This window comes from Erwinia tasmaniensis Et1/99, from assembly GCF_000026185.1.
GTDB lineage: Bacteria > Pseudomonadota > Gammaproteobacteria > Enterobacterales > Enterobacteriaceae > Erwinia > Erwinia tasmaniensis.
Genome location: NC_010694.1, coordinates 1,634,552 through 1,657,946 on the forward strand (window position 1 = coordinate 1,634,552; position 23,395 = coordinate 1,657,946).

General features: G+C 54.4%; 17 protein-coding genes, 2 tRNA genes and 1 pseudogene. 8 read left to right on the forward strand and 12 right to left on the reverse strand.

The window, feature by feature from the left end:
- Positions 1-30 precede the first annotated feature (30 nt).
- A tRNA-Ser gene (locus tag ETA_RS08310) sits at positions 31-118 on the reverse strand.
- A 243-nt stretch (positions 119-361) separates the two neighbouring features.
- Here ETA_RS08310 and phoA point away from each other — a divergent pair.
- Positions 362-1,765 carry an alkaline phosphatase gene (gene phoA / locus ETA_RS08315; RefSeq protein WP_012441178.1) on the forward strand — a complete coding sequence of 468 codons (1,404 nt, stop codon included), beginning with the start codon at positions 362-364 and terminating at the stop codon, positions 1,763-1,765.
- A 511-nt stretch (positions 1,766-2,276) separates the two neighbouring features.
- Here the strand turns inward: phoA and ETA_RS08320 are convergent.
- Positions 2,277-2,364 (reverse strand) — tRNA-Ser (locus tag ETA_RS08320).
- A 131-nt stretch (positions 2,365-2,495) separates the two neighbouring features.
- On the opposite strand from ETA_RS08320, the gene ETA_RS08325 reads away from it, so the two are divergent.
- From ETA_RS08325 to ETA_RS08345, 5 genes are all read left to right on the forward strand, one after another.
- Positions 2,496-4,061, forward strand: a complete 1,566-nt coding sequence (locus ETA_RS08325; protein WP_012441179.1) for a peptide MFS transporter — start codon at positions 2,496-2,498, stop codon at positions 4,059-4,061.
- 86 nt (positions 4,062-4,147) lie between these two features.
- Positions 4,148-5,086, forward strand: coding sequence for a glyoxylate/hydroxypyruvate reductase GhrA (gene ghrA, locus ETA_RS08330; protein WP_012441180.1), 939 nt, complete (start codon positions 4,148-4,150; stop codon positions 5,084-5,086).
- 111 nt (positions 5,087-5,197) lie between these two features.
- On the forward strand, positions 5,198-5,446 hold the full coding sequence (locus ETA_RS08335) for a type II toxin-antitoxin system CcdA family antitoxin (RefSeq protein WP_012441181.1): 249 nt from the start codon (positions 5,198-5,200) through the stop codon (positions 5,444-5,446).
- Positions 5,446-5,769 (forward strand): CcdB family protein, encoded by a 324-nt coding sequence (locus ETA_RS08340; RefSeq protein ID WP_012441182.1) that lies wholly within the window; start codon positions 5,446-5,448, stop codon positions 5,767-5,769. Before ETA_RS08335 ends, ETA_RS08340 begins: the two co-directional genes overlap by 1 nt.
- 76 nt (positions 5,770-5,845) lie before the next feature.
- On the forward strand, positions 5,846-6,412 hold the full coding sequence (locus ETA_RS08345) for a TorD/DmsD family molecular chaperone (RefSeq protein ID WP_012441183.1): 567 nt from the start codon (positions 5,846-5,848) through the stop codon (positions 6,410-6,412).
- Positions 6,413-6,427: 15 nt separating this feature from the next.
- Here the strand turns inward: ETA_RS08345 and ETA_RS08350 are convergent, their stop codons facing one another.
- Positions 6,428-7,303: a DMT family transporter gene (locus ETA_RS08350; protein WP_012441184.1), complete on the reverse strand. Its 876-nt coding sequence runs from the start codon at positions 7,301-7,303 to the stop codon at positions 6,428-6,430.
- 462 nt (positions 7,304-7,765) lie between these two features.
- On the opposite strand from ETA_RS08350, the gene ETA_RS08355 reads away from it, so the two are divergent.
- Positions 7,766-9,181 (forward strand): purine-cytosine permease family protein, encoded by a 1,416-nt coding sequence (locus ETA_RS08355; protein WP_012441185.1) that lies wholly within the window; start codon positions 7,766-7,768, stop codon positions 9,179-9,181.
- An 863-nt stretch (positions 9,182-10,044) separates the two neighbouring features.
- Here ETA_RS08355 and ETA_RS08365 read toward each other — a convergent pair.
- Both ETA_RS08365 and ETA_RS08370 read right to left on the reverse strand, forming a co-directional pair.
- Positions 10,045-11,379, reverse strand: a complete 1,335-nt coding sequence (locus tag ETA_RS08365) for a cation:proton antiporter (RefSeq protein ID WP_012441187.1) — start codon at positions 11,377-11,379, stop codon at positions 10,045-10,047.
- Positions 11,380-11,473: 94 nt separating this feature from the next.
- Positions 11,474-12,052, reverse strand: coding sequence for an NADPH-dependent FMN reductase (locus ETA_RS08370; protein ID WP_012441188.1), 579 nt, complete (start codon positions 12,050-12,052; stop codon positions 11,474-11,476).
- Between the two features lie 225 nt (positions 12,053-12,277).
- Between ETA_RS08370 and hemB the strand changes: the two genes are divergently transcribed.
- A complete protein-coding gene (gene hemB / locus ETA_RS08375; protein WP_012441189.1) occupies positions 12,278-13,255 on the forward strand; it encodes a porphobilinogen synthase in 978 nt (325 codons plus the stop codon).
- 145 nt (positions 13,256-13,400) lie between these two features.
- Here the strand turns inward: hemB and ETA_RS20575 are convergent.
- From ETA_RS20575 to ETA_RS08405, 7 genes and pseudogenes are all read right to left on the reverse strand, one after another.
- A pseudogene (locus tag ETA_RS20575) lies at positions 13,401-13,481 on the reverse strand (DUF4113 domain-containing protein); the annotation flags it as partial.
- 102 nt (positions 13,482-13,583) lie between these two features.
- A complete protein-coding gene (locus ETA_RS08380; RefSeq protein WP_012441190.1) occupies positions 13,584-18,149 on the reverse strand; it encodes an AAA family ATPase in 4,566 nt (1,521 codons plus the stop codon).
- A 126-nt stretch (positions 18,150-18,275) separates the two neighbouring features.
- Positions 18,276-19,538 carry a translesion error-prone DNA polymerase V subunit UmuC gene (gene umuC / locus ETA_RS08385; RefSeq protein ID WP_012441191.1) on the reverse strand — a complete coding sequence of 421 codons (1,263 nt, stop codon included), beginning with the start codon at positions 19,536-19,538 and terminating at the stop codon, positions 18,276-18,278.
- 2 nt (positions 19,539-19,540) lie between these two features.
- On the reverse strand, positions 19,541-19,960 hold the full coding sequence (umuD, locus tag ETA_RS08390; protein WP_012441192.1) for a translesion error-prone DNA polymerase V autoproteolytic subunit: 420 nt from the start codon (positions 19,958-19,960) through the stop codon (positions 19,541-19,543).
- A gap of 352 nt (positions 19,961-20,312) precedes the next feature.
- Complete coding sequence (locus ETA_RS08395) at positions 20,313-20,828, reverse strand: SRPBCC family protein (RefSeq protein ID WP_012441193.1); 516 nt, start codon at positions 20,826-20,828, stop codon at positions 20,313-20,315.
- Between the two features lie 134 nt (positions 20,829-20,962).
- Positions 20,963-21,874 (reverse strand): LysR family transcriptional regulator, encoded by a 912-nt coding sequence (locus ETA_RS08400; RefSeq protein WP_012441194.1) that lies wholly within the window; start codon positions 21,872-21,874, stop codon positions 20,963-20,965.
- Between the two features lie 271 nt (positions 21,875-22,145).
- Positions 22,146-22,877 (reverse strand): YoaK family protein, encoded by a 732-nt coding sequence (locus tag ETA_RS08405; protein ID WP_042958829.1) that lies wholly within the window; start codon positions 22,875-22,877, stop codon positions 22,146-22,148.
- Between the last annotated feature and the right edge of the window lie 518 nt (positions 22,878-23,395).

Consider the following 23,395-nt stretch of genomic DNA (forward strand, 5'->3'; position numbering starts at 1 on the left):
GAACGTGAATTCGGGCTTTCTCTTTAAATATGGTGGTGAGAGAGGGGTTCGAACCCTCGATACGTTGCCGTATACACACTTTCCAGGCGTGCTCCTTCAGCCACTCGGACACCTCACCATATTGTTTCTGCCAACCGCTGGGGCTGACGGGGCGCTACTATAGGCAGTAGCGGCGAGCCGGTCAAGCAGTATTTTCCCCCCGGACGGGCGTTCGCCTAACTCCTAAGCAACCAGTCAGTCCGGCGGCGCGCGCGGCGCGTTGTCATTTTTTTGTCACTGGTCTGACACGTAAATGAAGCAGTTGTATCGCAGACTGACCCCCTGAAATATTTCGCAAAATTTATTCACGGAGATCGCTGATATGAAACAAAAAGTCTTTGCTCTTTCAATAATGACGTCATTGATCTGTTCTTCGGCCGTGGCCGATATCGCCACCTGGCACCGCGCCGCACAGGGTGATATTACCCAGCCGGGCGGCGCTCGTCGTCTTGACAGCGATCAGACCGCAGCGATTAAGGCCGCGCTGAGCAATAGCAGAGCAAAAAATGTCATTTTGTTGATTGGTGATGGCATGGGTGATTCGGAGATCACCGCCGCGCGTAACTATGCTGAAGGGGCCGGCGGCTTCTTTAAAGGTATCGACGCGCTGCCGCTCACGGGGCAGTACACCCATTATGCGCTGGATAAGAAAACCCACAAACCTGAGTACGTGACGGATTCCGCAGCATCGGCGACCGCCTGGGCGACCGGAGTGAAATCCTACAATGGGGCCATTGGGGTCGATGTCACTGGCAAGGATCATCCAACGCTGCTTGAGCTGGCGAAGGCAGCAGGCAGGGCAACCGGCAATGTGTCTACCGCCGAGCTGGAAGACGCCACGCCAGCGGCGCAGATTGCACATGTGACCTCACGTAAATGCTATGGCCCGGTGAAAACCAGCGAGTTGTGTCCAGGCAATGCGCTGGAGAAAGGCGGGAAGGGCTCGATAGCCGAGCAGCTGTTGAATGCGCGGGCAGACGTTACTTTTGGCGGCGGTGGAAAAACCTTCGCGGAGACGGCGCGCGGCGGAGAATGGCAGGGTAAGACCCTGGAAGAACAGGCGAAGCTGCGCGGCTATCAGCTGGTCAGCGACCTTGACGGGATGAATTCTTTAACTAACGCCAATAATGAAAAGCCGGTGCTTGGGCTGTTTGCCGACGGCAATATGCCGGTGCGTTGGAAAGGGCCGAAGGCCAGTTATCACGGTAATCTCGAGGGTAAGCCGGTCACCTGTGAAGTTAACGCCGAACGCCCGGCGTCTACGCCGACTCTCGCACAGATGACCGATAAAGCCATTACGCTATTGAGCAGCCATACGCAGGGCTTCTTCCTGCAGGTTGAGGGAGCCTCAATTGATAAGCAGGATCATGCGGCAAATCCGTGTGGGCAGATCGGCGAAACGGTCGATTTGGATGAGGCGGTGCAGAAGGCGCTGGAGTTTGCCCGTAAGGACGGTAATACCCTGGTGATCGTCACCGCCGACCATGCCCACTCCAGCCAGATTATTTCTAACGACAGCAAGGCTCCTGGCCTGACGCAAACGCTGATCACCAAAGATGGCAGCCCTATGACCATCAGCTATGGTAATTCGGAAGAAGAATCACAGGGACATACCGGCACGCAGCTAAGAATTGCTGCCTATGGCCCACACGCGGCGAATGTCGTGGGGCTGACTGATCAGACGGATCTGTTCTATACCATTAAAGCGGCGCTGGGGATCGAGTAACCGATATTTCCTGCCACAGAACAGACAAAAAAGCCCGAACGTGAATTCGGGCTTTCTCTTTAAATAGGGTGGTGAGAGAGGGGGATCACTCGCTGACTACTCGTCTCATCCATGAGACTCGCCCTTCGGGCCGACGCAAGCGTCGTTCAAAAACGTTCCCGACGTTTTTGTCCCTGTGCCCCGCCCTGGCGGGCAGCCTGCGGCTGTGCAAAACGGCCGTCCTGCCGTTTTGTCGACCCTGGCGAGGGTTCTTCACACCCTCTCTCATCCGGGGAACAGGCACAAAAAAAGCCCGAACGTGAATTCGGGCTTTCTCTTTGAATATGGTGGTGAGAGAGGGGGATCACGGGGCACGTCCCTGTGCCCCGCCCTGGCAGGCAGCCTGCGGCTGTGCAAAACGGCCGTCCTGCCGTTTTGTCGAACCCTGGCGAGGGTTCTTCACTCCCTCTCTCACCAGGAGAATATGCACAAAAAAAAGCCCGAACGTGAATTCGGGCTTTCTCTTTAAATATGGTGGTGAGAGAGGGGTTCGAACCCTCGATACGTTGCCGTATACACACTTTCCAGGCGTGCTCCTTCAGCCACTCGGACACCTCACCATATTGTTGCCGCAATCAGATTGCTGACGGGCGCTAATGTAAGGAAATCACCCGCGGCGGTCAACCATCATTGCAGAAAATCAGGTGCGTTTAGCCATTTTTACAGCAGTCTGCTGCTTTAAACATCAATAATGCAGGTTTATCCGAGGGTTAACACAAATCTGTCTCCACCACTGGGGCGAAAGGTGCATAATGACCGGCTTATTCTGGCAGGAAAATCGAGGTTAGCGGTGGATCATACCAACCAGGTATCCCAAAAACGGGCAATCACGGGAACCGGCGCGCTGTTCTTTATTCAAACCTTTGCCACCATGGGCTTTGCGGTGCTCTACTCCAGCCTGGTACTGTATGCCACCAAACGGCTCGGTTTCAGTGAGGGGCAGGCCAATACCATGATGGGGGTTTTTGGCGCATTTAACTACGGGCTGCACCTGTTCGGCGGTTATTTAGGCGGGCGCTTTCTTAGCAATCGGAACCTGTTTGTACTCGGCATGGCCTTACAAATTGCCGGCTGCTGGACGCTGTCGGGGCAGAGCGCGGAAGGGTTGTACTGGGGGCTGGCGATGTTCCTGACCGGCAGCGGCCTGAATGTGACCTGTATTAATATGATGCTGACCCAGCGCTTCTCTCCGCAGGATAACCGCCGCGAGAGCGCTTTCTTGTGGAACTACGCCGGGATGAACCTCGGTTTCTTTCTCGGTTTCACCGGCGCGGGGTATTTTCAGCTCAGCGAACACTACGAAGCGCTCTTCCTGTTTGCCACGACGGGCAATACGGTCGCCATTATCATCTCGTTGCTATGCTGGAAAATCCTTGCGGATATCAACACGCCGCTGTTGCAGGCCAGCCGCCGTCAGTTTCGCTGGCGTCTGCTTGGTGGCCTGGGGATTTTGCTGCTGCTGGTGCCAACCATTCGCCTGATGCTGCATCATGCCGAATTCACCGGCAGCTTTGTTCTGGTGCTGGGGGCGGCGATTTTCCTGATGCTGTGTCTGACCACGCTGCGCCATCGCCCGCGTGACGAGCAGCGCCGGATGAGCGCCTATTTATTGCTTTCGCTCGGCGCGCTGGTGTTCTGGACGCTGTACCAGCTGGCACCAATGGGCCTGATGCTGTTCACCGAACACAATATCAATCTTAACGTGTACGGCGTTCAGGTTGCCCCGCAGTGGGTGCAGAACACTAACACGCTGGTGATCGTCGTTGGCGGCCCGCTGCTGGCGCTCTCTTTCCAGCGTCTGCGCGAGCGCGGATGGCGTATCGACATCCCGTTACAGTTCGCCTGCTCGCTGTTCTTTATCGGGCTTGGCATGCTGGTGCTGCCGCTTGGCATCGCGCTGGCGGGCGGCGATGGCCTGGTGGCGTTTAAATGGATTGTCACCAGCTATGTGTTGCAGAGTATCGGTGAACTGCTGATCTCGCCCATTGGTTACGCGATGATTGGCAAGCTGGCACCGGTGCGCTATCAGGGCGTGATGATGGGCTGCTGGATGATGACCACCGGCGTAGCGTCCGTGCTGGCCGGGCATGTTTCGGCACTGATGCCGGAGAACAGCGGCAGCACGCCGCTGCTGACCAATCCGGGCTACGGTCATATCTTTAGCCTGCTAGGCTGGGGCAGCGTTGCGGTTGGCCTGATCCTGGTTTTCCTCAGTCCGCTGCTGCGCAGATTGATACAGCCGGGTGAACCGCGATAAACCTCTCCGGGGCAGCATACTGCCCCTATTTCGCTTGCCAGCTAGCGCATATTCGCGCAGCCTGAATAAAAAACAGGAGGAAAAACGTGGACATTATTTTCTATCATCCGTCGTTCAGCGCCGGAACCTGGATCGACGGATTACAGCAGCGCTTACCCGAGGCTCGTATCCGTCGGTGGCAGCCCGGTGACGATGCCCCGGCAGACTATGCGCTGGTGCGCCAGCCGCCGGTAGAGATGCTGAAAGGACGTCGGCTGAAGGGCGTTTTTGCTTTGGGCGCGGGCGTTGACGATATTCTCGGCCAGCTGCGTGAACATCCGGATATGCTGGCGGCTGGCGTCCCGCTGTTCCGGCTGGAAGACACCGGTATGGGCCGGCAGATGCAGGAGTATGCGGTGTATCACGTGCTTGGCTGGTTCCGCCGCTTTCCTGAATATCAAAAGCAGAAAAATGCCGCGTTGTGGCGCGATCTGCCGGGGCGTGGCCGCAGCGATTTCTCCATTGGTCTTCTCGGCGCGGGCGTGCTGGGCAGCAACGTGGCGCAAAGCCTGCTGGCATGGGGCTTTCCGGTAAGCAGCTGGAGCCGCACGCCGAAGCAAACTGACGGCGTGACCTGCTATCATGGGCCGCAGCAGCTCGGTGAGTTTTTGGCCACGACCCGGGTACTCATCAATCTGTTGCCCAATACGCCGCAAACCGTCGGCATTCTCAACCGTGCCCTGCTGAGCCAGCTTAAACCCGGCGCTTTTCTGATCAACCTTGCGCGTGGCGCCCATCTGGTTGAGACCGATCTGCTGGCGGCGCTGGAAGCCGGGGAAATCAGCGCTGCGGCACTGGATGTCTTTCATCAGGAACCGCTGCCCGCCGATCATCCTTTCTGGTCGCATGCGGATATTGCTATCACCCCGCATAATGCGGCCGTGACGCTGCCCGATGAGGCGATGGACTTTATTGCACGCTCAATACGGCAGTGTGAAAGTGGCGAAATGCCGTCGGGTCGTGTTGATATCAGCCGTGGCTATTGAGCTTAAACGGGGATGCGCATTGTGCTGTTTCAATGCCCCTCGCGGGGCTTGATTCTTTTTTTAGCGGCCCTCATACTTATGCGCATATCTCTGCGCACAGGAGCCAGCAGCATGCGTACAGTCACCTCTCCCCGTCACAGTACTAAAAGAAGCACTAACGTGTATCTGACGGCTTCGCTGGTTGATAAAGCCCGCAGTATGGATATGAACCTCTCGGCAACGCTGGATAATCTTTTGGCCCAGGCTATAGAAGCCAAAAAATATCAAAGTGAGCAAGAAAAAGAAGATATGCAGGCGATGAATGTATTGATGGCGGAAGCCGGAACGCTTACGGATGATGAGTTTTTCGGGAGTTTGTAATGCCGCAGCAGTTCGATGTATATCGCAATCCATCGGTCAAAACGAACAGGCTTTGGCCGCTTTATCTGATTATCCAGAATGATTATCTTGACGATCTCACCACAAGGATTGTTGTTCCTCTGGTATTGAAACGCGACATTAATCTCAACCAGAAACGTATCACTCCTCAGGTTGTCATTCATGGAGAAGCGTATTATGTCTTCACCCCGGCAATCACGTTTCTGGAAAAAAAGAAAATCGACAAATCAGATTTCGTATGCAGCCTGGCTTTATCGAAAAATGAAGTTATCTCGGCCCTTGACGCCATCATCACCAATACCTGATTTTCCCTGAAATACACTGCCGCCTTTGCCCTTTACGTGACGTTGTCATGAATACTCTTCTACGGAACCGAAAGACATGAATGAATTCTCCATTATCTGCCGCATACTGGGCTCGCTATACAACCGCCCTCCACAAGACCCGCTGCTGGCTCCGCTGTTTACGCTACTGCGCGAAGGCAAGCTCCAGCAGCACTGGCCGCTGGAGCAGGACGAGCTGTTAAATCGTCTACAGCAAAACTGTGAGCCGCAGTCGTTGGCGGATGATTATCAAGCACTCTTTGTTGGCAGCGAGTGCAAGGTGACGCCGTACGGTTCCCAGTGGGAAAAAGGGCCGCAGGAAGCCGAGGTACGTGCTTTCCTTAGCCAGCGCGGAATGCCGTTGAGCGATGTACCAACCGACCACATCGGCGCGCTGCTGCTGGCCGCTTCATGGCTTGAGGATCAATCCGAAGCGGACGAGTATCAGGCGCAAATCGCGCTGTTTGACAGCTATCTTCTGCCGTGGGTGGGCGCGTTTCTTGGCAAGGTGGAAGCTCATGCCGCGACCGCCTTCTATCGGACACTCGCGGCAATCAGCCGTGAAGCGATTCAGGCGATGCGCGACGAGCTGGCGGACGAAGCCGATGATGCCGGAGATAACTAAGCATCATCGATCGTTTTAACGGCGGCGCAGACGCGCGTGCATTTTCAGACTACGAAAATTAATCACCGCCATCGCCGTGCCGGCCACCACCAGCAGCGAACCAATAACCTTAAAAAGATTCATACTGTCACCTAACACGATGACCCCCATCAGCACTGCCAGCACCGGGGTCAACAGCGAATAGGGCATGATCAGATTCACGTTGTAGTGTTTCAACAGGCCGTACCACAGGGAATAGGCGACAACAGACGAGGCAATGGCGCTGAACAGAATGGCAAACCAGCCTCGCCACGAGGCGTTGAGCAGCAGCGTAAGCTGATGCGATTCGTTCAGCCATGAGGCGCACCCCACCAGCGGAATGGCAAACAGCGAGAGCCAGGCGGTCAGGGTTAACGGCGGCACCGACGGTGATATTTTCACAATCAAATTGCTGACCGCCCATCCGCATGCGCTCAGTAACAGCAGCAGTAACACTCCCCAGCCAGGGATGGTTGGGCTGCCCGACAGCACCACCACGCCGCTGAGTGAAATCGCAATGCCCAGCAGCTGTACCAGCCGCAGCTTTTCCTTAAGTACGACCATTGCCAGCAGCATGGCGATGGGCGTACCCAGCTGAACAATGACGGCGGCCGTTCCCGCATCGGTATAGTTCAGACCGACAAACAGCAGGGCGAAATGCAAAAAGCCGAAGGTGAACCCCAGGGCGGCCAGATAAGGAATTTGCTGACGGGTGACGCGAGTAAAGGGCACCAGAATAAGCGCCACAACCACAAAGCGCAGGGTTATCATCAGCAGAGGCGGCAGGTCGAGCAGCCCCCACTTTATCGCGATGTTATTAAATGCCCAGATGGACACGACCAAAAAAATTAGCAAGAAATGACGCAAAGCCACCGCAAAACCCCCCGTAAAACAAAGTTGTTCCCTTCATCCTGGCACGAAATGACATGAATGAAACGGCTAAGTCTGGAGTTTTTCGGCTATTTATCCTGCTTTTTAAAAAAAACGCTGCAGCGGATGGATATCCTTCGGAGCAATGATCCCGTGCGATGCCGGTGCTGGCGCGTCGGGCGGTTGATTGAAGCCGGACCTGTCTGGAGCAGCCGCTGCCGTTTTTATCGCCATATTTAACGGCGACAAAAAATCCGGCATCGGGCGCGAAACCCTCAAAATGATCCTTACCCCCGTGCGGTCATCACACCATCACAATTTCCTATGGCGATGCAAATTGCTGGCTGCGGCTATTTATGGCACTTTATTTTTTTTGGTTGTATAGACAAGATCGCTCCGCCGGTACAGGCAGGTCATCCTTACCCCCCTGCGCTGGGGTCCGATCCTTCAGAGAGGGAGTTAATGATGTCCGTCACTTCTGACTTGTCGTCGACCGCGAGGCCGTCACGGCGGCTGATTGAAAGCCGCACTATTGATTATATCCCCGATGCCGAGCGTCATGGCCGGGTGTTCAGTCAGTTCACCCTGTGGTTCGGCGGCAATTTGCAGATTACCGCCATCGTTACCGGCGCGCTGGCGGTGGTGTTGGGGGGCGACGTGGTGTGGTCGCTGGCAGGGCTGCTGGTGGGACAGCTTATCGGCGCGGCGATCATGGCGCTACATGCCGTTCAGGGGCCGCGTTTCGGGCTGCCGCAGATGATCACCTGCCGGGCTCAGTTTGGCATCTACGGCGCGGCGATCCCGCTGGTGCTGGTGTGCATTATGTACGTTGGCTTTTCCGCGAGCGGCACCGTGCTAGCCGGGCAGGCGCTTGCCCACATGATCAACGTTAGCGATCGCGGCGGGATGATGCTATTCGCACTGATCATTATTGTGGTCGCCACGTTGGGTTACCGCGTTATCCACGCGCTGGGGAAGGTCGCCAGCGTGGTCGGCATAGTGGCGTTTGTCTATCTGTTTACCCGCCTGCTGCTGGAGAACGATCTCGGCGGACTATGGGCTAACCGCCACTTTTCGCTGCCGATGTTCTTGCTGGCGGTGTCGCTCTCATCCTCCTGGCAGATCGCTTTCTGTCCCTATGTGTCGGACTATTCGCGCTATTTACCGCGTGAGGTTTCGGCACGCAGAACATTTCTGGCGGTCTTCAGCGGCAGCGTGCTGGGTACGCAGGCGTCAATGACGCTGGGCGTGATGGCCGCGGCGTTGGCCGGAAGCGCGTTTTCCGGTAATGAAGTGGGATATATCGTCGGGTTAGGTTCCAGCGGAGTGATGGCGCTGGTGCTTTATTTTGCTATCTGCTTCGGCAAAATCACCTTCACCACGCTTAATGCTTACGGCAGCTTTATGTCGCTGGCGACGATCGTTTGCGGCTTCCGCCAGCGGGTGGCGATTAGCGAATGGATGCGTATGTTGTTTATTGTTCTGATGGTGCTGCTCTCCTGCTGCATTGCCATGTTGAGCCAGCCTTCATTCCTTAAATCTTTCACCCATTTTCTGCTGTTCCTGCTGGTTTTCTTTGTTCCCTGGAGTGCCATCAACCTGACGGACTACTATTTTGTCACGCGCGGGCAGCTGGACGTGGCGGCGTTAAGCGATCCTGACGGCCGCTACGGGCGCTGGAACTGGGTGGGGATCAGTACCTACGCACTCGGCGTTCTGGTGCAGCTGCCGTTTATCGCGAACAGCTTCTATCAGGGGGCGCTGGTAGGCTGGTTTGCCGGAAATGATATCTCGTGGCTGATTGGCTGGGTATTTACCGCCTTGTGCTGGCTGGGCATGGGTCGTTTGCGCAGGGGAGCGGTGTGCCGCTCGATTGGTTAGCGGGCGCGTGACCTTGCTGCCCGTCACGCTCAGGTGCTGGAGCCATACGACTGCGGAAAGACATTGCGTGCGGTTGTATGGCTGATTAACGACCGGCTGATAAACGGCCCTTATTTTTTGACGATACGCCGCAGGCAGCGGCGGTCTGAAGCCGTCATTGACAGTCTGTTTTCTCTGCATTCAACGCTGCTTTTAACCTACGGTAGCCGTCTTGAAACAGGGGCTCGACTTTTGGCGCTAAATCGTCACATTTTCTCCGGCGCGCTGCGCCAGCCTGACGTTATCTCAAAATATGAATTTTCTGACAGATTAATCCTGATGTTTACCCATGATCAGGTCATATTTAAGATAATTTTAATGTGATTATTTTATTTGGTGAGGAACGTCTGACACATCTACTTTTATTCATTAGCCCCCTTGCTTCATCATTTTTCTTTGTTGGCAGAAATGCCCGCGCCCAACGAACCGATCATGATTAATGATGGCTCAACCGATGATACGCTGGAACGGGTAAACAGTATTACGCGTGGGCAACACGGGTTCGTGTGATCGGTATTCCTAACGGGGGCGGCAGGACTGGCGCGGGATTACGGCGTTACCCTGGCAATGGGCCCGTTTATTTCCTTTTGTGATCCTGCTGGTGAACCTCAAAAGACAGGAGTAAAAGTAAAACACCCCAGGTTTGGTTTGAAATATATTCTTGTCGTCCATGAGGGGCATCAATATAGCCTTTGACTGACTCCTGTTAAGAAAACCACAAATAGACTTTAATTTGCTCAGGATCAGGCGCGACCTGCTGAAACCTGTCTCACCGGGCCGCCGACGTTCAGGCAGCCCGGTAATCAACGGGGATAAGGGAAGGGCTATTGGCGATTTCGGCGCGCCTGACGCCAGTTGAGCAGCGGAGTCACCGAGATGCCGTGTACCACTACGCTGGCGACGATCAGGGTGAAAGCCATATCGGCCATGCGGTTTGCGTCAACGCCCGCCAAGCCGTGGGTGTAGGCCCAGGCAATATAGTTAATACTGCCGATGCCGCGAATGCCCAACCAGCCGATGGTGGCACGCTGCAAGCCCGGCGTTTTCATGCCTGCCGTGGCAATCCATACCGACAGCGGGCGGATAACGATAAACAGCAGCGCCGCCAGCAGCAGCCCGTTCGGATCCCAGTGCTGTGCCAGGGTGATACCCAGTACAATAATAATGGCGGCGGCGAACAGGCGCTCAATGGTATCGCCGAAAGAGAGCGCATCGCTCACGACTAACCCGGCGGAGCTGGCAGGATTGGTGCCTTCAAACGCATGGCGGGCGTTGGGGTTAATCAGTTCCTCGGCCGGTGGATGCGGGTTGCCTTCCTGATAATCCTGGTAAGGGAAGCGCCGTACCACGCCAATTTCCGCACGTCGCAGGCCAATACCGGCGGCAAACGCCGCCAGAAAACCGGAAGCATCCAGCGACTGGGCCGCCGCATAGCTCAGGGCGATCAGCGCCAGCGCCAGAAAGTCGTTAGGCGCCACGTCCTGCTGGGTATGACGCAGATGCGTGGCGAACTGTCCGATCAGACGGCCGAGCACAAAACCGATCGCGCTTCCGCCGATCACCGCCCACAGCACATCAACCAGCGCCCAGTGACCAAAATAGGACCAAGATATGTCGCCATCACCGGTCAGCAGCGCCATCGCCAGCATCAGCAGCGGCAGGGCGGTGCCGTCATTCAGCCCGGCTTCACTGGACAGCGACACGCGCAGGTTATCGCTGTCGCTGGCATCATTAACCGAGATCAGGCTGGCGAGCACCGGATCGGTTGGCGCGACAATAGCGCCAAACGCCAGCGCCAGCGGCCAGGAAAACCCGGCCAGCAGATGTGCGGCCAGCGTAACGCCCGCCACCGTTAGTAACATGGCGGGAAACGCCAGCCGCAGCCCCATGCGCCAGCCCGGATCGTTAAGCGGCAGCCTTAATTTTAGCCCGGTAATAAACAGCGATGCGGCCATCGCGATTTCGGTCAGATTTTTGGCCAGCTCAGCATGGGCCGCAATATCAATGCGTAACAAATCCAGCAGCCACGGCCCGCAGACAATGCCGGCCAACAGATAGAGGGCAAAGCCCGTCACCGGGCCGCGGTTAATCCAGCCGGAGGCCAGTGAAATAAGTAACAGTAAGCCACCGGTAGCGGCTGTCCAGCCGATAAATTCCATCATCACTCCTGGGTCGATTTTTTATCAGCTCAGTATGGACGGAATATTGGAAAACGTTGCCGCCGTCTGCCGTTTTTTTTCGCGCAATCAGGGTTTAAACGCGTTGACCTGCGGCCAGCGCCAGCGCTTCCAGCTGGGCAGTCAGATGATGACGGGTGCTTTCGTCGCTAATCACACCGTTCACCACATCGATACGACTGCTGGCCTGACCGATGAAAATTTCCGGTTTGTTCAGCACGCGGGCGTTAAGAAACACCATGCTCTGACGCAGATGATACTGAGCGCGAGCGCCGCCGATTGCGCCCGGTGAGGCGGTCTGGATCGCGACCGGCTTATTGGCAAAAGGATTTTCCGGCAGGCGCGACAGCCAGTCGATGGCGTTTTTCAGCACGCCCGGCAGCGAATAGTTATATTCGGGCGTCACAATAATCACCCCATCGGCGGCGGCTATGGCATTCCCTATCGCCAGCACCGCAGCGGGGATACCCTCTGCCTCCGTATCGGCATTGTAGTGGGGGAAGTCGGCAATCGAACCCAGAGCGCTGATTTCAATCCCGGCCGGGGCCAGCGCGGGCAGGCTGTTGGCGATCACTGCATTAAATGAGGCCTGGCGCAGGCTGCCCAGCAGGGTGACAAAGTTAAGTGTTTTTTTCTCTGACATAAGGGGTTCCATTAATTAACAGAAAGTCGGTAAGGTGAGTGAAGTGCTATCTGCTGCTCCTTGCAGGAAAACCGCGTTACGGAACGCGTAACGTTACACATTCTGTGCCGCGAAGCGCGGCAGTGATTGCTGAAAGATTGTCATCGCGCATCCTGGGGTATACTGTTAGCACACTATTTATTTTTTATCATCTCCGGGCCGATATCCGGCGGATGATCCGCTAAAAACGAGGTTGTTTTGTCCAGCTACTCTCCCATTCAGCGTCCACGACGCCTGCGCCAGTCCGCTTCTCTTCGCTCTCTTTTTCAGGAAAACAGCCTCAGCCTGAACGATCTGGCGCTGCCGATCTTTGTCGAAGAAGGCCTTGACGACTATAAGCCCATTGCCGCCATGCCGGGCGTGATGCGCATTCCGGAAAAGCGCCTGGCCTATGAGATTGAGCGCATTGCCAAAGCGGGCGTGCGGTCGGTGATGACTTTTGGTATTTCCCATCACACCGACGCCGACGGCAGCGATACCTGGAATGAGAACGGGCTGGTGGCGCGTATGTCACGTATCTGCAAACAGACGGTGCCGGAAATGATCGTGATGTCCGATACCTGTTTTTGTGAATACACCAGCCATGGGCACTGCGGGGTACTGCATGACCATGGCGTGGACAACGACGCCACGCTAAAAAATCTCGGCAGGCAGGCGGTGGTGGCCGCCGCCGCCGGGGCTGATTTTATCGCGCCCTCGGCGGCAATGGATGGCCAAGTGGCGGCGATCCGCCACGCGCTGGACGCGGCGGGCTTTACCGATACCGCCATCATGTCCTATTCCACCAAGTTTGCCTCCTCCTTCTACGGCCCGTTCCGTGAAGCGGCAGGCACTTCGCTGAAAGGTGACCGCAAAACCTATCAGATGAACCCGATGAACCGCCGCGAAGCGATCCGCGAATCGCTGATCGACGAGGCGGAAGGGGCGGATGCGCTGATGGTTAAACCGGCGGGTGCCTATCTGGACATTCTGCGCGAAGTCCGCGACAGCACCCGGCTGCCGCTGGCGGCTTACCAGGTGAGCGGCGAGTACGCGATGATCAAATTTGGCGCGCAGGCCGGGGCCATCAGCGAAACCGAGGTGGTGCTGGAAAGCCTGGGAGCCATCAAACGTGCCGGTGCCGATATTATTTTCAGCTACTTTGCGCTCGATCTGGCCGAGAAAAATATTCTCTGACGTCCGTAACCGCGAACGACCTGCTATCGTTCTTGCACAGCCCCGGCAAGACTGACAGCAGTAGCGCGTATCGAGGCTGCCGTGCGGGGCTCAACGGGTTGATAGCGGTGAGCCTCTTTGCGGTAAACCGCAGCGACAATGTGGGTCATTTCGCCACGGGAAGGTCGGCATAGCGCGTGGTGTAGGCGGGCGAAAGCATCTCGCGCTTCATCGCCCAGGTATTATCCCCAGCCCATGTCAGATCCCGTTATATCGATGAATAATTTGATTCAGTGCGGTTGCCTGTTCATGCAATCGGCAGATTTTTGCACAAAGGGAGGCAGGTCAATTACGGTCGCTCTGCGGCTTTTAACCACTCTTCGACGCCATTAACGCCCAGTGAAAGTAGCCTGTCCTGTACGCCCACCACGCGTTGTAACATCACACCCTCATCAGACTCTTCCCGTTCCTCTGCTTCCGCAAACAGGCGGGTGATTAGCTGGGTGAGACTATCATCATCATTATGTAGGTATGATGTGCCATCACTGAAACAGGCCAGATAGATCTCTGCTGCGGTCAGGGCTTGATCTGGATCTTGTTGCGCCATCGCGTTAAGCCATTGATGAAACCCATAGAGGTGATGTTGTTCATCTCCCCAACGGCTATAGCTTTCAAATACTGAAAAACAGCGGCTGATAAGTTCTGTCGGCACAAAAATCACATCAGTGTTACCGTCGAAAATATGCGCTGTCTGCCTGGCGACTTCTAAGGCATGTGGGCCACCTGAATGTAAACCCGAGTTTATCCCTTCAAGACACTGTTCCCGATGCTGTCGGATATTTTCAGCGTTGGTCCACACGTTAGCCGCGCCACACCAGGCTTCAGTGCTATTCAACGCATTCAGGTCATCTGAAAATTCACCAAAGTTGACGTGTGGAGTCACGGCAGCTAACGCTGAAATGCGTCCCCAGGTTTCCAGATCTTTTCCGCTGCCCTCGTCGCGCAAGCGCGCCAGCAAAGGTCTCACTACCTCAAAATGATGGTGGTAGGAAGAGTAAAGGCATGGCTCGGCGATCTGCCAAAGCCCGGATGTATCCTGCATGGCGAGATGGAAAAGCTCCCAGCCCAGGTCGAAACATTTGCTTTGCAAACGGGGCAAACGACGTAACATCAAGGCGCGAACGGCAGGGTGTTTATCACTGGCAAAACGGCGCAGCGTGGGGACCAGTAACTCAGGAAATTCGTTGCCTTGCTCCAGAAAATTCTCTGTCAGGATCATCAAGGCATCGGCAACGTCCCCCTTGGCCATATTGATACCTATATCAATTAAATTTATGGAATCGCCCTCGATGGGATCGGCTTCATCCAGGCTGGCAAAGTCTGCGGCGATGAGAATTAGCCGCTCTGCCTCTTGCGAACTCTGTATGACATTTGCGCAGGCTTCAAGCGCGTTTGCCGTCGAGCGCCGGTGCCGCCATTCGGTCGGGTGTCTTTCAAGCTCATTGAGGATCTGGCTTGCCAGCCGTGAGGCATCAGGCTCTTCGACCGCCTGCCAGGTGCCGTGAGAATGCAGGTTGCCATAACGATAGGCAAGATAGTTGGCCGCGCCATTTATGATGTGATCACGAAAGCCATTAGGAATTTCCGTCCAGCGAACGGATAGTATGTTCAGGAATCGGGAAGGCTGCCGGGATGCGGCTTCCTGTAACTGCCCGCCAACTTCGCGTTCTCCGCCAATCAGAAAGTCCTCGCCATCCCGATGCGAATGACCCGCGTAGTGTGCGAGTAATCTCAACACCCAGCTATCGCTGATATCAAGAAATACCTCAAATGAAAAGGGCGCGCCAACTATGCCGCTTTGTACATGGATCCTCGGTTGACGGACGACTATCCCCGCTTTTTTCTCGCAGGCATCGACGACTGTCTGAACTTCAGCTGAACGCAGGTGGCAAGGAATCGCTATGATCAGCTCTGCTTGCGCTTTCATTACCCAGAGACCGGAGGTGGCGGTTCGCATGCTCAAAATACTCGCCATTACAGCATCTTGTGCTGGAGCTGCGAGGAGCCTGAAGGCTGACGCTATCAATTCACCTGATTCGAAGGAAAGTTCAGACGCCAGCATGGTTTTATCGCTCAACATGCGGCCTGTCAGGTCAATATTCGCTTCAGGCGATGCAGTGCAAGCCAGTATCGCGAAGTAGCGCAACGCACCCTCTGGATGGAAACAAAGACGTTCACGGTTTTTTTGCCACCAGTCTGAGTGTGTTTTTGCATGCTGGAGAACGGCAGCTTCAACGGCCTCAAGCAAAATGTTCATACTGCTCTTGTGGCCTGTGATTTTCTGGCTATGTGTATCTGAGTAAGAAGTTTCCTTTAAGAAACCATCCCGGTAGTCTGTGCAGGGGATGCCATAGCGGGGTGCGCGAGCATTGCTCCAATGTTCAATTGACCCCAGGGCTAAATCCAGCAAAGCGCTGGATTGCATCATACGCTGACGGAGAAAATGGTCATTCTGGTTCCCGAACTCATGAGCCATGCAACGCAGTTTGTTACCGAAGCTGAATTGCAGCATATCCTCGTCGCTGATCCCATCCACTGTGATATAACGCCAGAGCAGGGCGTCATCCACCACACCTGCTGCCACACAATTAGCGATAACGCGCCCAAGAGCACTCCGCTCAGGTAGCGGCATAGCAAGCAGCCGCTCCAGTAGTGGGGCAACCAGTATCAAATTTTCTGGCGTGATTGCAGACAGATAAATGCCCAGCCGGTATGCAATTCCATTGCCATCAAGCCATTCCAGTGACAGCACTTCCATCCAGAATGCAATGACGCCTGCGCAATCTTTATTGCTCCATTGCGCAATATGCCAGGCATGCGCCACCATTCCTTCCGCATCGCGCATTATTTTTAAATGGGGAACCAGATATTTAAGCCAGAAGCGATGCCACTCAATTTCACCGGCCGCAGTATAGATTATCTGAAAGACAGCACGGTGCTTTTCACGTAAATCACGTATCAATAACCAGTCTTCATCTTCGGGTAGCTGTCCGGCAAAGGATCCTGCGACCAGGCGTTTGATATGGAAGGGCGTACTACCCGCTAATACCGTTCTAAGCTGTTTTCTGAATTCGCGGCGCTCGCCCAGTGCCAGCTGCGCGACAAAACTACGGATGCTGGGGCGCACAAAAGGAACGGGCGGCAAGCTGTGTATAAACTCATCCAACGTGACGCCATTGCGCATGGCTCCGCTGATGACAAGCACATCCAGCAGAGTTTGATGTCCGAATGTCAGCTTTCCATCCTGGGTTTCCTGCAACACATTAAGACTGCACAGCTTGCGCTGAATATCCTGAGAGGCAGTGAAACGCTGATGTGGTATCACCAGACTGCGCGATTGCAGCATTTCCGCCGCGATCGTTTCTAACGCCACTATTGCCGTATTGCCCAATTCATTGTTGGCACGCACGATAGTGTCAAGATAGCGTTGTGCTAATGCCTGACTGGTCACGACGTTGAAGCTGCCGTCCCGTTGAGCCAGCTCGACAAACAGTGCCAGCTCGCGTGGGTTCCTAATCAGCTCTCGGGTGACAGCATCAATAGCGGCAGTCGCGATCCCCAGCGTATCAAGTAATGGCACTATTTCGCTATCCCAGTCCAGCGGTTGGCACGTTACTTCACTATCCCATTGCCTTGCGGCAATAAGATGGTCGTAATGCCTGTCAAAGTCACGGCAGGCAGTCACAACGGTGACATTGGGAATTGATAGCAGGCGCTCGATCTGGGCAAGAAAATACTGCAGTACCCGATGATCGCGGGCGATGGACAGCACATCCAGAGAATCGATCACCACAATTACCCGGGAGTCTTCAGCCAGCCGGGCGACGTTTTCCACCCATTGCGCAGCCAGACCCTGGGACTGACGCCCTTCAGATGTCGCCAGGTCGGCAAACTCGCGCGACTGGATAAACAGAGGAACGATATCCGAACGCGTTTTTGCCCGTTCTTCCAACGCCTCCTGCAACGCCAGCATCGCACAGGTTTTTCCCGAGCCAGGAAGCCCTGTGAGCAGGATGGATCTGTTTTGAGCGTCAATGGCCGCAAGCAGTTCATCCACGATCGACGCGGAAATACGCTGGCCCGCAATATCCCGCCGCCACGATCTGCCGATGGCAGAGGTGCTGGCAAAAGAGTGACGTATCTCAGCACTATCCATGGGTGGAGCCAGCATTGCACCAGCCTGCTGAATAATTGTCTGCAGGTCGCCTTTGGTCAGACGATGTTGCATAGCGACAGATAAGCTATCGTCATCCATGCGCCCGCCTAATTTATCAAGTTTCACCCACAGGGCATTGAATGCAGCCTCAGGATTGCTCACCAATTGTCGTAAGCGCTGGTGTAGATCTTCATTCATTCGATCCATGTCATCGGTGGCGACAAAATGGGTCCGGCACAAGAATGTAAAAGTGGAAAGGTTGGGGGTAACTTTAGCAAGCTGTGCAGACAAATCCTTATCTACCGCCTGTAGTTCTTTACCTAAACTTTGGCGGTAACTATTTTCATCATGCTGGGTTGAGCTGTGTTCTTTCAGTTTTGCCAGAGCGCCGAAGTTGTTGCGTGAATAGAAGCGGACTTTTACATTTTGATCGCTGGCCAGCAAATGGGCCGCTTTGTCCAATTCGTCTGCAAGATCGGCTATCGTCCAGGCCTTGAAATGGGGTTGATTTTTTTTGCATTGACAAGCGATTCGGGCACCGCCAACTTTGCCAATGACCACATCATCTACTGAGCTGTTTATCGAATCAATTTCAAGCCATTGATAATCTCTATCGGACAATACTTTCAATGCCCAATCAAATGCTACCAGCGTCTGATACCCATCACCACGGCTAGAGCGTATGCCTGCAATACCCATCAATTTTATCCTGTCGGATGGCCTCTATTCACTCATCCGCAATAACGTTAAGTTTTGATTATGATACTCACCTCTTATTGACCGCACCAGACCCTTGAACGATATAGCAGCAGTGACAATCCGGTATCATTTCGCCACGGGAAGGTCGGCATAGCGCGTGGTGTAGGCGGGGGACAGCATCTCCCGCTTCATCGCCCAGGCCTTTTCAATCCCCTGGCCGGCAAACCAAACCTTCCCTTTACCAGAGCGGTTTAAGCCGTCGATGGTTTGCATCAGCGCGGCGCTGTTGGCCCAGACGTGCCGTTCATCAAACAGGTTAAGCTGCGAAACGCCGTTACTGTAGAAATCGGCCAGCATCACGCCGGCTTTCATATAGCGATGGCCGTCTATCCAGATACGCTCCAGCGACTCGGTTGCGGCACGGATAATGTCGCGCGTGTCGTTTGACGGTGTCATCAACTGCGTCGACGCCTGGTTGCCGTAATACACTTCATTGTCTGCATGCGGGCTGGTGCGCACAAACACGCTGATAAAACGGCAGAACTGTCGTTCGCCGCGCAGCTTTTCCGCTGCCCGCTCGGCATAGGCGCAAACCGCCTGATGCACGTCTGAATATTGCGTCAGGCGGCTGCCAAATGAGCGGCTACAGACGATCTGCTGCTTGGTCGGGGCGAACTCTTCCATTTCCAGGCAAGGTTCACCACGCAGTTCACGCACGGTCCTTTCCAGCACCACGTTGAAATGTTTCCTGATCACCCATGGCGAGCTTTCTGCCAGATCGAGTGCGGTCGTTATGCCCATCAGATTAAGCTTTTTACTGATACGCCGGCCTACGCCCCAGACATCTTCCACCGCCACCAGCGCCAGCAGTTTGCGCTGCCGGTCAATATGGGATAAATCGACCACGCCGCCGGTAGCGCGCCATTTTTTTGCCGCGTGATTGGCCAGCTTCGCCAGCGTTTTGGTTTGCGCAATGCCCACGCCAACCGTCAGTCCGGTGTTTTTGAGCACCTGATTGCGCATCTGATGGCCAAAATCCGCCAGAGAAACGCAGTTGCTGACGCCGGACAGATTAACGAAGGCTTCATCGATGGAATAGATCTCAATGGCGGGGGCGATATCGGTCAGCGTTTGCATAACGCGTTCGCTGAGGTCGGCATAAAGTGCGTAATTAGAGCTGAATACGTGAACTTTAGCGGGATATACGGCGTTTTTTATTTTAAAAAAGGGCTCTGCCATTTTTATACCCAGCAACTTTGCCTCCGCAGAACGTGAAATGACACAGCCATCGTTGTTGGAGACCACCACCACCGCCTGTCCGCGCAGATCCGGGCGAAAAACCGTTTCGCAAGAGGTATAAAAGCTGTTCACATCGACCAGGGCAAACATGGTCATTTATGCGACTTAACCGAAAACGTCACCACGCCAAATATTTCCAATTCTTCAGCATTGTGAAACGTCATGGGCGAGTAGCTGTCATTATGCGGAACCAGCTGCAAACTGGGATGCGTGCGCAGTTCCTTGACCGTAAACTCGCCGGCCACGGCGGCAATGACGATATCGCCATGCCGGGCCGAGAGCGAGCGATCGACGACCAGTAAATCGCCGTCGCCAATTCCCGCCCCGGTCATCGACTCGCCGCTCACTTTGATAAAATAGGTGGCTCCGGGATGCGCTATCAACAGCGTATTGAGATCCAGCCTGTCTTCGACATAGTCCTGAGCGGGGCTGGGGAAACCGCAGGGTACGCGTTCCGTAAACAGGGGAAGCGTGCTGGAGTCGTCAATCTCTGTGGGATGAAAAAGCTGCATCATGGATAACCCAACGTTACTGTGTTTTTATACAGTATTACCGAATCTGACTGGCGTTCAACCCTTTTCTAAGAAAATTCTCTGAACCATTTGAAGTTGCGATGAATTTAGCGGTTTACCCTGTTGATGGTGTGAGCAAGACAATAATATGTGCTGGTGGGATGACTTTACAGATGAGTAAACCTTCAACGTTGCCATATCCAGATATATACCTGAAAAACAGATTGGGCAATATCGTCACCAACCACTCTGATCTTGTTTATATCGTGTGGATCACTGATGAATCTGGTCAGTAAAAGTATGGCTCTGACGGTGTCAGCAAGGGCACTCATCACGCCATACCTTAATGTTGTTATCTGACGCCAGCGGCCGCCGCTTCAATCAGGCCATCCAGCCATTCCTGATGGCCGTTGAGCATGGGGTTTGGACGAGTTTTTGCCAGCTGTTTCGCAGGGTTGCCGTTCTGGGTTTCCTGAGTCAGGATACGAACACGATGACCGCTAAGATCTTCCAACAACCACGCATGATGCACATCGAGACGTTCAGCGCTGTTCTCTTCGCCCGACCATCCATGCCACGCCAGACGAGCAGGCCGGCCTTCCGCAGGAGGAATACACTCTACAACCAGAGATTCAACGGGAAACCCGAACGTGCTGAAGTAGAAGCGCACCCCATGTTCCAGTTCGGGGCCTTTATTATCATAAAAGCGCACATCGGCTGAGTTTTTATAATAGTCCGGCCACAGGAATGGCTGACTTAGAAAAGGCCAGACATCATTGACACTCAGACCAGAGACGATCATTTCATTAGAGACAAAATTATCGGTAAAACCAGGAACAAAGCCTTCAGGCCAGTTAATGACGTTCATAAATATCCTCACTTGCGATGATTGATTGTGCTGGATGTGCAGCTACGGTCACAACATTCAACGTGCTGCAAAAATTATCAATCCAAACGAGGTATAAGGCGAATTGTCATTATTTATTATGATAATAAGTTAAGTTATATCACGGCGTGCTGCTGGCTGACTTCCAGGCACAACGTACGGATCCACTGATGAGCGGGATCGCGGTGAGTACGCTCATGCCAGGCCATGCTTTTGCTAAAACCGGGAACGTTCAGAGGCAAAGGGATGATGGCCATGTCGCTATCAGCCGGGACCATACGGCGGGGAACAACGGCAATCATATTGGTCAATCGCAAAATATCGGGTATCACCAGAAAACTATTGACCGACATACCAACTCGCCTTGTTAGCTTCAATTCCGCGAGTGCTTCATCCGTCACACCGCTAAATTTTCCTTCTGTGGAGACCAGAATATGTTCCTGCTCGCAGAACTGTTTTAGCGTAATGTTTTTAATCGCAGCCAGCGGATGGTGGCTGCGTGCCAGGCAGACATAATGTTCCTCATAGAGCGTTCTTCCATGCAGATCGTCGGGTGTCGTCTGCGGTGTTAGCAGAGCCAGATCGACTGCTCCCCGAGACAGCTGCTGATATATTCGCTCACTGTCTACAGACCGCACGGCGATTTTGACACGCGGCGCACGTTGTTTCAGCGCCGCCATCAGCGGTATAACAACGGCCTTAAGCGCATAATCCGTTGCTGCAATGGTATAAGTCAGTTCCGCTATTATCGGTTCAAAATCCAGTGGTTTAAGTAAAATAGCGATGTCCGTGAGGATTTGCTTTACCGGTAAAGCAAGTTCGCTGGCGCGCAGCGTGGCTACCATGCCATGGCTTGTCCGCACAAAAAGGGGATCTCCAAAGTAGTCACGCAAGCGGGTAAGCATTCCGCTGACCGCCGGTTGAGTCAGGGAAAGACGTTGAGCCGCCCGCGTCACGCTACCTTCATCCAGTAACGCATCCAGGGCTTTAAGAAGGTTAAGATCGAGGTTCCTGATATCATTTTTCATAATGTATTAGCCTTCCAGGTATAACAATTCTGATAAAAGCTAAAGTTTGATTAACGCGCTGTCTACAGGGTTTGCGTTTTTAGACAAATATCTCACTACAGCCAGCTGCACCCGTGGCGCACTGCAATACGGGATTTATATCTGTTCAGAAGACGGGATGAATTTAACCCCGGGGCCGGAGAGTGTATGGAAACATTTGACCCGGCGCGGAGTTTACCTTTTTACTGCGGGCCGCCTGACGATGGACCGCGGCGAAAGAAAAGGGGATGAGTCAATAACGCGCAATACGCACGGTCACCACAATTGAGCTGATGGCGATCAGCACCAGGAACCCGCCTACGGCGATCATTGAGCTGAAGCCAAACTGGTTGAATAACAGCAGGCCGGCAATACCTCCGGTCAGAAAGGAGGTAATCGTCACCAGATGAGTGACAAACTGCTGGCATTGGGGGGCCATTGGCTGCGAGCGGTCACGCTGGAACAGCGCGCTTAGCACCGAGCCGAGGGCAATGCCTGCATCCGTTAAGGTACCGGTGACGTGGGTTGAACGCACGCGGCCGTTGGAAAGCTGGGTCGATGTTGCATTATGTATTCCCATCAAAAACCCGAGGAAAACAATTACCTCACGGTTGTTTCTGGTGGCAAAAAAGAACGTTTCAAACGCCGACAGCATCATTAACATGATGCCTTCAGTCAGCAGAATAATGCTGAAGATGGTGCGTATCTTGTTTTTAATCCCCCACAGCCCGGTCAGGCGAGAGGTCACGCAGCCGATCACAAAAGCGGTAATAATCGCCAGCAGAAACATCAGCCCTTTAAAATCGACGCTAGAAACTTCGGAAGACAATTGCGATGTATTGCCGGTCATATGTGATGGGAAGATGCCGAAGGCCCCCAGCGCCATTGCATTCAGTAATCCGGCGCTGGTGGCCAGCACCAGGGCCAGGTAACGGTCTTCAGCGTGGGTGCGTTCACACTTTCTCTTGATCATCATACGCAGCATTATCATCTCTCTTTGTTGACGCCAGGCGTCGGCCGGGCCGGTGTCATTTTTTCAGGGCAATATAACGTATCTGAACGGGTTTAGTGGCCGGATGAGAGATTATTGCCGATATCTCGGACTGGTCTGAAAAAGAGCGCGGTTTTGTGCTTAAAAAATGCGCTTAAAGGCCGTTATTCAGCCGGGTTATTCGCGCTATTCATAGACAGTTTCGGCCGCTATGCGGACGCGCTTCATTCACGCCCGTCTTTGATGAGAAATTTGCGGAGACTGCGGCCACAGCGGGGTGGGGCCGTGCCGATGCGCGGCACGGAGAGGAGAAACGCGTACCCCGTTAGAGAGATCGACAGGGTAAAAATCCGCTGGGCGGGCCGTCTGATATCCCGCCAGCACGGCGTAGCCTCTGGTCAGGCGGCCCGTCTGGGCCGACCTGAAAACTGTTATACTGATGTGTCGCTGCAGAAAATATCCGTCCGGCACCATCACCGGTTCGTATGGCTGTCTTCGTCGTCTGGCGACAG

Excerpts from the sequence above, each read along its gene's own strand:
- umuC (WP_012441191.1), bottom strand. The coding sequence starts at position 19,538 with ATGTTTGCCCTGGTCGATGTGAACAGCTTTTATACCTCTTGCGAAACG.
- ETA_RS08355 (WP_012441185.1), top strand. The coding sequence starts at position 7,766 with ATGTCCGTCACTTCTGACTTGTCGTCGACCGCGAGGCCGTCACGGCGG.
- ETA_RS08405 (WP_042958829.1), bottom strand. The coding sequence starts at position 22,877 with ATGCTGCGTATGATGATCAAGAGAAAGTGTGAACGCACCCACGCTGAA.
- ETA_RS08380 (WP_012441190.1), bottom strand. The coding sequence starts at position 18,149 with ATGGGTATTGCAGGCATACGCTCTAGCCGTGGTGATGGGTATCAGACG.
- ETA_RS08370 (WP_012441188.1), bottom strand. The coding sequence starts at position 12,052 with ATGGAACCCCTTATGTCAGAGAAAAAAACACTTAACTTTGTCACCCTG.
- ETA_RS08340 (WP_012441182.1), top strand. The coding sequence starts at position 5,446 with ATGCCGCAGCAGTTCGATGTATATCGCAATCCATCGGTCAAAACGAAC.
- phoA (WP_012441178.1), top strand. The coding sequence starts at position 362 with ATGAAACAAAAAGTCTTTGCTCTTTCAATAATGACGTCATTGATCTGT.
- ETA_RS08325 (WP_012441179.1), top strand. The coding sequence starts at position 2,496 with ATGCAGGTTTATCCGAGGGTTAACACAAATCTGTCTCCACCACTGGGG.
- umuD (WP_012441192.1), bottom strand. The coding sequence starts at position 19,960 with ATGCAGCTTTTTCATCCCACAGAGATTGACGACTCCAGCACGCTTCCC.
- ETA_RS08395 (WP_012441193.1), bottom strand. The coding sequence starts at position 20,828 with ATGAACGTCATTAACTGGCCTGAAGGCTTTGTTCCTGGTTTTACCGAT.
- ETA_RS08400 (WP_012441194.1), bottom strand. The coding sequence starts at position 21,874 with ATGAAAAATGATATCAGGAACCTCGATCTTAACCTTCTTAAAGCCCTG.
- ETA_RS08345 (WP_012441183.1), top strand. The coding sequence starts at position 5,846 with ATGAATGAATTCTCCATTATCTGCCGCATACTGGGCTCGCTATACAAC.
- ETA_RS08365 (WP_012441187.1), bottom strand. The coding sequence starts at position 11,379 with ATGGAATTTATCGGCTGGACAGCCGCTACCGGTGGCTTACTGTTACTT.
- ETA_RS08335 (WP_012441181.1), top strand. The coding sequence starts at position 5,198 with ATGCGTACAGTCACCTCTCCCCGTCACAGTACTAAAAGAAGCACTAAC.